The 11,411-nt window shown below is 57.2% G+C and carries 12 protein-coding genes and 2 pseudogenes; 10 read left to right on the plus strand and 4 right to left on the minus strand.

The features are described from left to right. The 10 genes and pseudogenes from ACO07D_RS00930 to ACO07D_RS00975 all read left to right on the plus strand — a co-directional run. Window positions 1-353: pseudogene (locus ACO07D_RS00930) on the plus strand (type IV secretion system protein B4); the annotation flags it as partial. Continuing rightward, window positions 346-504, plus strand: coding sequence for a hypothetical protein (locus tag ACO07D_RS00935; protein WP_421701052.1), 159 nt, complete (start codon window positions 346-348; stop codon window positions 502-504). The pseudogene ACO07D_RS00930 and the gene ACO07D_RS00935, both read left to right, overlap by 8 nt. Before the next feature lie 46 nt (window positions 505-550). Then, window positions 551-1,645 (plus strand): lytic transglycosylase domain-containing protein, encoded by a 1,095-nt coding sequence (locus tag ACO07D_RS00940; RefSeq protein ID WP_421704970.1) that lies wholly within the window; start codon window positions 551-553, stop codon window positions 1,643-1,645. After that, the gene (locus ACO07D_RS00945; RefSeq protein ID WP_421701053.1) at window positions 1,642-2,421 is read left to right on the plus strand and encodes a type IV secretion system protein; all 780 of its coding nucleotides are present in this window, start codon (window positions 1,642-1,644) and stop codon (window positions 2,419-2,421) included. Before ACO07D_RS00940 ends, ACO07D_RS00945 begins: the two co-directional genes overlap by 4 nt. Before the next feature lie 4 nt (window positions 2,422-2,425). Next, window positions 2,426-3,075: pseudogene (locus ACO07D_RS00950) on the plus strand (virB8 family protein). Window positions 3,076-3,078: 3 nt separating this feature from the next. Beyond that, window positions 3,079-3,774 carry a TrbG/VirB9 family P-type conjugative transfer protein gene (locus ACO07D_RS00955; protein WP_421701054.1) on the plus strand — a complete coding sequence of 232 codons (696 nt, stop codon included), beginning with the start codon at window positions 3,079-3,081 and terminating at the stop codon, window positions 3,772-3,774. Beyond that, window positions 3,767-5,080, plus strand: a complete 1,314-nt coding sequence (locus ACO07D_RS00960) for a TrbI/VirB10 family protein (RefSeq protein WP_421701055.1) — start codon at window positions 3,767-3,769, stop codon at window positions 5,078-5,080. The genes ACO07D_RS00955 and ACO07D_RS00960 overlap by 8 nt, the downstream gene beginning before the upstream one ends. 2 nt (window positions 5,081-5,082) lie before the next feature. After that, a complete protein-coding gene (locus ACO07D_RS00965; protein WP_421701056.1) occupies window positions 5,083-6,078 on the plus strand; it encodes an ATPase, T2SS/T4P/T4SS family in 996 nt (331 codons plus the stop codon). After that, complete coding sequence (locus ACO07D_RS00970; protein ID WP_421701057.1) at window positions 6,071-6,247, plus strand: DUF4177 domain-containing protein; 177 nt, start codon at window positions 6,071-6,073, stop codon at window positions 6,245-6,247. Before ACO07D_RS00965 ends, ACO07D_RS00970 begins: the two co-directional genes overlap by 8 nt. Window positions 6,248-6,267: 20 nt before the next feature. Further along, the gene (locus ACO07D_RS00975; protein ID WP_421701058.1) at window positions 6,268-7,266 is read left to right on the plus strand and encodes a type IV secretion system protein; all 999 of its coding nucleotides are present in this window, start codon (window positions 6,268-6,270) and stop codon (window positions 7,264-7,266) included. A gap of 115 nt (window positions 7,267-7,381) precedes the next feature. Here ACO07D_RS00975 and ACO07D_RS00980 read toward each other — a convergent pair whose 3' ends face one another. Genes ACO07D_RS00980 through ACO07D_RS00995 form a run of 4 tightly spaced genes read right to left on the minus strand, consistent with a single transcriptional unit; the run spans window position 7,382 to window position 11,228 of the window. Continuing rightward, window positions 7,382-8,068, minus strand: a complete 687-nt coding sequence (locus ACO07D_RS00980; protein WP_421701059.1) for a hypothetical protein — start codon at window positions 8,066-8,068, stop codon at window positions 7,382-7,384. Next, the gene (locus ACO07D_RS00985) at window positions 8,065-8,490 is read right to left on the minus strand and encodes a hypothetical protein (RefSeq protein WP_421701060.1); all 426 of its coding nucleotides are present in this window, start codon (window positions 8,488-8,490) and stop codon (window positions 8,065-8,067) included. Before ACO07D_RS00985 ends, ACO07D_RS00980 begins: the two co-directional genes overlap by 4 nt. A 37-nt stretch (window positions 8,491-8,527) precedes the next feature. Further along, the gene (locus ACO07D_RS00990) at window positions 8,528-9,862 is read right to left on the minus strand and encodes a hypothetical protein (protein ID WP_421701061.1); all 1,335 of its coding nucleotides are present in this window, start codon (window positions 9,860-9,862) and stop codon (window positions 8,528-8,530) included. After that, complete coding sequence (locus ACO07D_RS00995) at window positions 9,756-11,228, minus strand: hypothetical protein (protein WP_421701062.1); 1,473 nt, start codon at window positions 11,226-11,228, stop codon at window positions 9,756-9,758. Before ACO07D_RS00995 ends, ACO07D_RS00990 begins: the two co-directional genes overlap by 107 nt. Window positions 11,229-11,411: the final 183 nt, after the last annotated feature.

Raw genomic sequence — 11,411 nt, forward strand, 5'->3', positions numbered from 1 at the left:
ACGCGGTTGTCGTGATGATGACCCAATACGCAAGTCAGCTCGAGAAAACTCGCACCGGCAAGACGATTGTCGAGGCTGTGCCCACGCAGCTCCTGCTTCCCAACATCCGTGCCTCGGCGGGCGACTACACCATGTTGGGGCTCACTGACAAAGAGCTGAGCGTCTTGCTCGGCACCGGCAGCAATTCCCGCCTGGCGCTGGTGCGTGATGATCAAGGCTCGGTCGTGATCGATGCCGATCTGAGCGCCCTTGGCCCATACCTCACGATCCTTGGCGGTATGGAAAAAGGCGAGGCGCTGGTCGGCGCGGATTACCGCCAAAACCCCGATTTTTGGAGACATATTGATGCGTAGCCTTTGTGTGCTGACCCTCACCCTTTTGACCCTGACAGCCTGCGCGGAATACCGGCCATCAGAGGCCGACTGCTTCAAGTCCTTTGCCGAGGTCAGCCGCAGCAACTGCAATTTTGAGCTGCTCGGGCCGATTGGTGGCCTCGGTGAGTAAGTACCGCCTGCATATCCTTGCGGGTTTGGTGTGGCTCAACGCGCCAATGGCCTTTGCCCAAGGTGTGCCCACCTTTGATGCAGGCATGTTCTTTCAGCGCGAGCGCGTGTTGCAGCAGGGCGAACAAGATCTGGCACTGCAGCGGGATCGTTTGACCAAAGAAGAAGTGCTTGAAGCGCTCGAGCAGGAACAACTCCAGGCGCTGGAAGACATCCTTGATGCTACGACGTTGGCCAGCGGGAACTCAGGCGCACTGGTCGCAAGCCTAGAAGCTGGTTCAACACCTGAAAGCGCCGCAGGCACGCTCTATGGTTCGGTCGATCCGAACCCCGGCGCAGCCCAGATGTTCGGCGATGCCTCCGGTTCGATTGAACAGCTGATCATTCGTGCCGCCCAAGAAACGCACCACATGTCCGGCGTGCGCGCTGCCGGTCTTTCGCCCAAGCAATGGCGCTGTCTTTTGCAGGCGCTGATCTGGCAAGAAAGCCGCTTCACCATCGGCGCGCGCTCGCCTGTTGGTGCATTCGGCCTGACCCAGATCATGCCCGGTACGGCGCAGGATCTCGGGATTTATCCCGCCTATTATGAAAATCCCTATATCCAGGTCACGGGCGGCGCGCGCTATCTGGCGCAGATGCTGGCCATGTTTGACGGCAACATCATCCATGGGCTCGCGGCTTACAATGCAGGTCCGGGTAATGTGCAGCGCTACAGCGGCGTGCCGCCATTTGCCGAAACCCAACACTACGTTCAGGTGATCCCCGAGCGCTACAATCTCTACCTTGCACGCGTCGGCGGTGTTGATGCACTCGGGACGATTGATCCGGTTCTGCTCGCCAACTCCACGATGAGCCTGACCTCTTTCGGCGCAGGGGTCTACGGCGATTACTCCTTGGTGTCGGTGCAAGCGGCCGCGCTCCGGGTGCAGGACATCATCACCCGCATTGGTGAGACAGATGACATTCACGCGGCCATGTCGCTCAACACCTATGCGCGGGCTGAACTCGCTCGCCTGATCGCGATCCGCACGCGCCTCAAGGCCGCCCATACCCGCCCGCTTAGCGCGGCAGAGCTGGCCATGGCGGCCGCGCTGGCCCGTGAGCAAGACTTCATGCAATTCGATCTGGAGGTCCTCCGATGATCCGCTTTCTTTCAACCATTGCCACCTGCGCGTTGCTAGTTGCGTCTCCCGTATCTGCCCAAGGCGTTCCCACAGTCGACACCCGCAATCTCGCGCAGGAAATTCGCCAGCTGCAGCAAATGCTGGAGGATTTCGGCATCCAAACCGACCAGCTCGACACGCTTCTCGAACAACGTGACCTGGTGCAGCAGCAACTCGACACGCTCAACGAGACCTACGCAGCCCTGACCGGTGCGTCGGACATCATCGAAATGGCCATGGGCGGTGACCTCGATGGGCTTTTGGACCAAGAATTTGGCGATCTCCTCAGCACCATCCGTCAAATCCAAAGCGGCGATTTCAGCGGCCTGATCGGCAACGCCGCACCCCAGATGGAAGGCCGCATGACGCAAGCCCTGGAAGATGCTGGCTTTGATCAAGATACCCTCTCCGACATGGCCAGCAGCGGCAATCCGGGGGCGGAACGCATTGCTAGCCAGGCGGGCACCGGGGCGGTGATGTCGGCGGCCGCTGAGAACAGTTATGACGAGGCAGCGCAGTCCCTCGAACGGGTCGAGCAGCTGGTCTCACTGATCCCGGACATGGAAACGCTCAAGGAAGCAGTCGATCATAACACCCGCGTCACGGCGGAGCTGGCCATCGCCATGACGCGCATGTGGGAGCTCGAAGCCATTCAAACGGTCGGCGCTGGCCAATCTGGCGTGGTGGATGCCGCCACGCTGGCCGAAGAGCGCCGCTACATGGACTTCACCCTGCCAGACCTGCGCGCGGACTGACCCCATGAACAGTGAGGCAGAAATCATCGAAGAAGAGCTCGTCTACGGCGCACGACGACGCGAGCTCATGTGGCAGAAACTGGGGCTGACAGGCATGGCGTTTGGCATGGCAGGTTGTCTCGCCGCTGCTCTTGTCGCCCTGTTCGGCGTGGACCCGCCGCCCATGATCGTGCCCTTTGATAGCGAAACCGGCATGGCCCTCCCCAATGCCATGGTTGAAGCGGTCTCACTCACGGAACGCCCCGCTATCATCGAGGCACAGGTCTACCGCTATGTCATTGATCGAGAGACATACAATCAGCTCGACAATGACGTGCGGGTGCGGCGGGTCCTGGACCAGTCGGACGGTGCGGCAGCTGCAGGGCTGCGCGCATTATGGACCAGCGGCCACGAAGCCTATCCGCCCGACAGCTACGGCACAGATGCGCGGCTCGATGTCGAGATTCTGTCGATCACCCATATCAGCGTCAATCGCGCCCAGGTGCGCCTTCGTAAGCGGCTCAATTCACCGCGCGGCGCGCAAAATGGGCTCTTCACCGCAACGCTGATGTTCGAGTTTCGGCGGAGAATAGCCGGTCGATCGATGATGTCTGGCAGAACCCTTTCGGCTTCACTGTCACCGAATACGCGATCCGCTCGGATCGCTTGGAGTAACCAATGCGCTGCCTGTTCCTTATCCTCGCTTTAATCGTACCGCTTGCTGGCACCGCCTATGCGGAGACTCAGCCGCGCCAAGGCCCCTATGATGCCCGTGTCCGGCTCGCCACCTATCAGGATGGGCAGGTCTATCGCATCCGCACCAGCCTGACCCATGTGACCAGCATTGAATTCGGCCAAGGCGAGACCATCCGCTCGATCATTGCGGGCGACACCGAAGGGTTCCTTTTGGACGGCGTGCCCGGTGGCCAGGCTTTTGCGATCAAGCCGGTCACGCGCGGCGCGCATACCAACATCACCGTCTACACCAACCGGCGAAGCTATTATTTCAACGTGACCGAGGCGAGTTCGCCGACGTTCTATGTCATTCGCTTTTCCTATCCCGAGCCCGCTCCCCAGCAATCGCGTTTGGCAGCAAGCCAACCTGCAAATCACGCCTATGGCGTCAGCGCGCGATCCGAGATCACGCCGCGCGAAATCTGGGACGACGGCAACTTCACCTATTTCCGTTTTGCCGCAAACGCGCCGCTACCTGCGATCTTTCGCTGGTCAAACGGCAATGAGCGCAGCGTTAATGCGCTCGCGCGGCCAGACGGCGTGATCCGCGTGTCAGGTGTCAGCACTCGATGGGTTCTCAGGCTCGGCGAGGACGAGATCTGCGTCCAAGAGATGAGCGAGGCAAACCACGATGAGTGAAACAGCTGAGCTTAAGAAGCGCCTCGAAGCGCTTGAAGGCAAACCACAATACTCAAAGGCACGACCGTCAATTGTCGCTATTGCGTTGGGCATTGGGGCGATCGCGGCCCTTGGCGGTCTCTTGCTGTTGTTCTCTGGCAGCTCTGAACCCGACAGCCTGGAAACTGCCTCCCCGGATGAATTCCAAGCGGCGGGACCGGGCTTTGGTGCGCTCGAGCCCACGCCCGCACCGATTGACACAACGCCGCCGCCGGAGCCGGGACCAGACAGCGAGACGGAAGAGCTGCGCGCGCAAATGGACGCCATGCGGAGCGCGCTTGAAGCTCTGCGCAACGCACCTGCACCCGAGGCCCCGGCCGTCGACACAGAAGCGCTCGACAGCCTGAGCGCGGAGATCGATGACCTGCGCAGCGAGGCCGCCTCCACCCAAGCCGCCTTGCGCGAAGAGTTGGAAGAACGCGCACGTCAGATACAGCGACTGCAGAACGATCTGGAGCTTGCGCGCCTCGAAACCCCGCGCACGCCCGCACCAACCGGCCCCACGGCCGAGGAGCTGCGTCTGCAAGAGCTCGAGCGGCGGCGGCAAGCCGAGCTTGAGGAACTGCAAGCGCGTATTGCCAGCCCAATTATCGCCTTTGGCGGCACTGGAAGCGGCAACGATGATACCGCCACGCAACAGCGGCGGCTTGATGGCGACGCAGACTTTGTTCGCAACGGCGCTGAACCTGCTGAGGTGACGCAGGCCCAGTTGATCGTGAACCCGTCAAACACAGTTGTTCAGGGCACGATGATCCAGGCCGTGCTCGAGACCGCAATCGACAGCTCGCTCGCCGGTCAGGTCCGCGCGATGGTGTCTGAGGATGTCCACGCCTATGACGGCTCACGCGTCCTGATCCCGCGCGGCGCACGACTGATCGGGCGGTATCAATCCGGTCTCGACATTGCGCAGCAACGCGTGACGATCGCCTGGGACCGGATCATTTTACCCAGTAACCAGACCGTCGAAATCAGTTCGTTTGGTGGCGACGAACTGGGGCGGTCCGGCACAACTGGTTTCGTCGAGAGCCGTTTTGGCACACGGTTTGGGTCTGCCGCCCTGATATCTCTGATCGGAGCCTTGCCTGCCGTCGCCGCGCAGAACACCGAAGACGAGATCACCTCTGATGTCTTGGAAGGCATTGGCGAAGACCTTCAGGACAGCGCGCAAAGCGTGATTGGCGAATATCTCTCCGTCTCGCCCGTGATCTATGTCGATCAAGGTGCCCGCGTCACCGTGATGGTCGACCGCGATCTGGAGATTTTTTGACCATGGCGGCCAGCTATCTGCAAAGCTCTATGGACAAGATCCCCGAGGCGCGCGATCCGAAGCTGATCGAGCTTTGTATCAATCCCGACGGCACCCTGTGGGCCGAGTTTCAGGGGGATCACTTTATGCGGTCCGCCAATCGGCGGATCACGCAGAACGAGATCAAGGACCTTGGCAATCAGGTTGCTTCCGCCGCGAACACCACGCTCAGTCGAACGAAACCTATCGTTTCGGTCAGCATCACCTATCGTGACCGCCCAATCCGAGCGCAAGTCATCCAGCCCCCCGCCGTTGACGGCGGTTACGCGATTTCCCTTCGGTTCTTTGCTGACCTGCCATTGGAGCAGATCAAGCTGTCCTATCTTTTCGGCAAAGAGCGCAGCAATGAAGGCGCGCGGCGCAAGCGCAATGCCGAGCTGCGCGATGTCGTGGCCACCGGCGACATCGACGCCGCGATCAAGTTCTGCGTGACCCACAAGCTCAACATGATCGTGTCCGGCGGGACCTCCACCGGCAAGACCGTCACGGCGCGCAAAATCCTTTCCTTCGTGCCCGATGACGAGCGCATCATCACGATCGAAGAGGCCGCGGAGCTGCGTCCAACACAGCCCAATGTCGTCACGCTGATGTCTGACCGCAATGAGCCCACGCGCAGTGCTGATGTCCTGCTGACCTCCACCCTGCGCATGCGGCCGGACCGGATTGTCTTAGGCGAAGTGCGCGGCAAAGAGGCCATGACCTTCCTCGAGGCGATCAATACCGGCCATGGTGGCTCTCTCACCACCTTGCACGCTGAAACGCCTCAGTTGGCGGTCCAGCGCCTCGCCATCGCCGCCCTCAAAACCGATGTGCCCATGACCTACCAGGATATGAACGACTACATCACCCGCTCGATCGATGTGATTGTTCAGGCCGGTCGCCATGAAGGCACGCGCGGCATTACCGAATTCTACCTGCCGATTGATCCGGCCCATTCGAAGGAAACAGCCCATGTTTGAATACAAGATTGAGCAGATTAACACCGCCAAAACTAAGCCGCCAAAGATCGAAGCGCAGCTGACCGCGCTCGGCCAAGAAGGCTGGGAACTGGTTTCAGTGGTGCCGGATTTCGACGGCGAACACATCCTGAAGGCCTTTTTGAAACGTCGCACTGGTGACAGTTCTTAAACCCAAGCGAGGAAGATCCGATGGGCGTCGTCACCTGGATGGTAGAGACCACCGATAGCTTTCTGGATGACGCAGCCCAAACCACATTTGGCAACGTCGCCGGTCAGCTGGGCGGTGTCATTGCCGTTGCCTCGACGCTCGCCGTGATCGGCGTCTTCCTCAACATGGTGTTTCAGTACAAATCCATGGATGGCCGGACTGCCTTCTGGTTTGTCCTCAAGCTGATGCTCATCTCTCTGTTTGCAATGAACTGGATCCAGTTCAACGCGGTCGCCAGCGCCCTCATCAACGGGCTCGACCAGCTCGCAGGCGGCATGGTGGCTGGGCTTGGCGGGGGCGGTGCAGGTGCATCCTATTTTGCCGAGGCCTTCGACGATCTCATCGAAGAATTTGGCGATTACCTGAACGCGGCCGGTGACAACATGCATTGGATGGCCGGAGCCCTGATTGGCGCGATTGGTGCGTTCCTCCTCGGCGTCATCGGCGCGCTCTGCGGTCTTGTCCTGATTTTCGCGAAGATCATGCTGGCATTCATGATCGGCATCGCCCCCATCATGATCGCGCTTTCCCTGTTTGATGTCAGCAAGGACTATTTCCACCGCTGGCTGTCCAGCACGGTGTCCTACGCGCTCTACCCCCTCGTGATCGCAGGCGTGTTTTCCACCGTCGTCGGAATGTCGCGCTCTCTGATGTCCGAGCTCGGAGATCCTTCCGGCGCAAGCAACATCGGCGCGCTGGTGCCCTTCTTCATGATGATGTTCCTCGCAGGCGGCATGATAATCGCTACCCCGCTGATCGTGCGTTCAATCTCCGGCAACTTCATGTTGGCCGGGCCGCCGAGCATTCCTGGACCGAGCGGGTTCGCCAAGGGCTTGATCGGCACTAAGGGATCGCGGGCTCGCGCGCGGTTTGGGACCAGGTCAAACGCCGAGATCGCGGGGTCGGGAATACGGCAGGCAGGCGGTGCGACTGTCTCGATGGTTCAGCGGGTGGCGGAACGGGCGAAGCGGCTGAAATAGGAATTTTCGGCCCTGAGCCGCTATTTATGGCTTCGTCTGTCGCTGCGGTCCAGCTACTGTAAAGTCAACTTTTCCGTTTGCTCCTGTTCCTTTGCCGGCTGCTGGACTTCCGCGGCTATGGTTGCCAGTGCTTAAATTCGATTGAGAAGAACCCTGGGCTGCCAGCATAATCATCTCCGGATTGGTCTATGTAACTTAGCCAGTACAAAGATGCTGGGTCGGCATTTACGAACGGGCTGTAGCCCACAATGTGCGTAGCTGGCCCAAACGCCCTATCCAATTCATTAGTAGTTGGCTGGCTAAGTAGTGAAAGCTCCCGCCTAATGCCAAGAACCTGTTTCACGATACCCTTTTCGAACTTGGCATTAGACTTGCACTCAACGCCCAAAACCACGTCGCTATGCTGTGGCATGTCCCCATCATGAACACTTGGATCAATCAGTACCAAGTCGATCTCGTGGTATCCACTTTTTCCAATCCACCCCCCAATCATTGATGCGCCTAGTGTTTGGACTTGGATATCAGTGTGAAGTTCTAACAACTTACCGTGCTTGGCCACTACGAAGTAAGATCTAGAACGATCGATGTTGCCTGGACTGGCTTTGAAATTCACCACGGTCCCGTTTGCAAGCCGAATGCTCACACCATAAGTGGATCGGAGCCATGCCAGCGTTCTAGCCAAACAATAAAGTTCATAGATCTTTCCGCCTTTTGACTTTACCAACGTCGCCTTCATGCAAGCTTTATGTTTAGTGAAAAATGTAGAGATGGCCTTCTTGGCTTTGGCTTGATCCAACGTCATTCAAAATCCTCGCCATCAGCACTGCCTGAGCTATCGGCCTCCAATAACTGCCCGATCAAGTTCCTCAGGTCCTTCATAGCATAGGGGATACGTGGGTCACCTCGGAGCATTTCTTCATGATCACGCCCTTCAACGTCGATGTCGTCCCTGTCATTAATCAAGATAGCACCGTCCAGTCCTTTGCTATCACTGTTCTCTCGGATCATATTCAACGCCAGATCTACCGTGTCAGACGAATGGATTGCCATGTGCCGGTCCAAGGCTTCAAGCATCAGGATTGACAGTTTCCGAGCGCCAAATGATCGACGTGCTTCGTGGGTCTCTTCTTCATAGCCAGAGAGTTCTGCTATTGAATGAAGGCCAATTTCTCGCAGTTCTGCTTGAATGTGGCGAAGTATCTCCAACCAGTCTTCTTCGTCCATAAAATCACCATTTCAGCCGTGTTCAATTCAGCATAAGCTAAAAGCCACATTTTTTTCGACGGGTCGAAAACGCCTGCTCGCCGCCTTCCAAAAGCTCCTTTATCAGCTCCTGGACTTCTTCCTTGTCGATCGAACCGCACAGCTTTTGATCGATCTTCGTCCGATCTTCGCCATCTTCTACGACTGGCTTGAGACCAATGATCTGATCAGCGTCGCCCAAAACCGGGATGTTTGGATTGTGGCTTGAAAACAAGAACTGGCGTTGCTTCTTGGCGACGCGCATTTTCTCGACTACATGCCCTGCAATGAACTGGTTATCGAGGTCGTCTTCGGGTTGATCGATGATCAGAGGGGCATCAGACTCCAGAAGCAACAGCATCAGAACTGCCGTTGCCTTTTGACCGGCAGATAGGCGGTCGAGTTCCTTCCAGTTCTCGGCCCCGTCTCGACCAACGTTGAGTTCAATAACGGCCTCCGGCGGTATCCGCGTTTCTTCCACCAGCAACGCCAGTGTTTCGCCTCCAGCGGCGATCTTCTGAGAGGATGAATCGGTGAACCCGAATTCATCGCTGAGCGCTTGAGCACCCTTACGGATCGTCGCGGCCAGTTTCGAAGGTAGTAGGTCCTCAAGCTCTTGCAGCTTCGTCAGGGCTTGACTGATCTGCCCTTCAGTTCCATCCCGCAAAACCTGTTCCAGTGGCCCCAAATCGGAGCTGGGGCGAACACTTGCCCGAACCGTTCCTTTTAGCTTTTTGCTGACCTTCTTCGCGGCCTTCTCAAGGTCACGATAGGCTTTTCGGTCAGCTTTTTCCCATTCATCGACTATGCTCTGTCGCGCCTTTTGTTCGATCGCCAGTTCCGAAACGGCCTGATCCTTCTCCCCTTGCTTCGGTTCAAGTACAGCGACCTGATTTTTCACGGTCAGATAGGCGTCGGGATCGAAACCATCACCCTCCAGTTCTTTCTTGAGCGACTTATACGTCGCCTCAACAGCATCGGCCTTTGGCTGCCACTCAGATCGTATCGCAGCCAAATCGGCGGTTGCCTTTTTAGCCGCTATTGCTAGCACCTCTGCTGCTTGCACTTTGGCATCGTGCATATCCTGCGCAATCGCTTGGACATTGGCCAAGTCATCCCTGTGCGGGAGTTTTACCTCTTTTTCTGGCGGCAAAACGGTTGATGCGGATTCTCCGTCCGGCTTTAACGCGTCTCCCTCTTGTCCAAATCCAGTTATGGCGTTGGAGAAGTCGTCGAGTATTCGTTGTTCATGCTGGACAGATGCCTGTTCTTGCAGGCGGGTCGCAAGCTCGGTCTCTTCGAAGCGTTTGAGTTGTTCCTTGAGCCCCGGCAGAGCGGCCAGAGCAAGGTCCAATTCGGCGATTTTTTTCGTCAAGATCCGTGATTTTCTTTCGAGAGGTTCGGAAGCGTTCCCTGATCCCATCCTCACTGACCGCCGCTTCGTTATCCGTACCGACAAAGCGCCCAAGCAGTTCGGCAAGCTGGCCTTTGTGCCTCGTGATCTCAGAAATCTCGTGTTGGCCGTAAACCTCCAAGTCAGAAATGATGTCACCGGGCTTCAAATCAGCCACGATTTCACCCGACTGATTTCTAACTCGGGCCTCCTGTTTGTAGGCGCGCTCAATCAGGTAGTAACCGGGCGACGGGCTTGGCGAAAAAATCAAGACCGAAACCGCTGAACGCGACCCCAATAGATGCTTGATCATCGATTCATGACTCTTCGCTGCATCCGCACCCAGCGGTGGTATGTCGAAGGCGAAGCGCAGGCTTTCAACGATTGTGGACTTGCCAGCACCACGACCGCCAATCATCACATTCAATCCAGCATTCAGCGCAACGTACTGTCCATCGAGTAGCCCGCCATCCCAAGTGACGGCGACAACTCGCGCGAAATCAGATGGCGCTTCGTCCGAGTTGAGCATGATCCGGCTTTCACCATCGAGAAAAGCCTGCCGCAAACCTTCTATCGAGACCTCTGTCATTTTGAGTAAGGTCGTATTGCCGGGTTTCGCGAAATCCCCCGGCGCTGAAACGTCAGATGCGTTGACAAAGCTGACGGGCCGGTCCCGTTTGTGCGCTCCATCTTTGTTGAAGCAAATTTGCCGGTATTCAGTAGGCACATCGCCAAGCGGTCCGGGGATAGCTGACGCCAAATGCAATGGCGACTTCCATGCATTCATGCGCGTCTGACCGGAGAGTTCTTTCAGCAAGCCACTGCTTTGGGTTACGTGCGCTGAAATTGTGATGCCGCCACGCTCATTAACAACTTCGAGAATTTCCTCGAATCCTTTGCGTGCAATGGGTGAAGGATCGTCGCGATTTCGAATATCGCAGGCACCCACATTCTCATTCATATCGGTGCCAGATGTTCCGGGTGGAAAGAGGCAAAGTATGTGTACACCTTCAGCGGAATTTGCTTCGAAGCCGGGGAAAACCGTGATCCCGGCCTCTTCCAACTTCGCTCTGAGGTTTTCGGAATCGTCAAAACGGAAGTGATCGGTAAGCGCGACCACATGCACACCATTTTCTTGGCATGCCTTGACCATCGCACCATTGTACTGATCTTCGTCTGTAAAACCATTCGTTTTGGAATGACGGCTTCCATAAGCGAACGGGTTCACCTGAAAGGCGCATTTCACGTATTGGCTGCCATCTGAGGAGGTCAATGCATCCTTGATGCCTTGTGGTGTTGCTCCGTGGGCAGCCAGTGTGGTCAGCATAGGATCTAAAAGCTTTTTCATTAAACAACTTTATTGCAACTGCTTAGCGGGAATGGGACACGCGATCGTTAATGAGGCATAAGCCCCATGCATGTAAAGGTTGCTTTCATAGATCAAAGCGAACGTCGGCTTTGACACATGAGCCTTTGTCGTGTTGCTCAAGTAGCGAACGACCGGAATTCG

The organism is Aliiroseovarius sp. (assembly GCF_965228805.1).
Taxonomy (GTDB): domain Bacteria; phylum Pseudomonadota; class Alphaproteobacteria; order Rhodobacterales; family Rhodobacteraceae; genus JASBTN01.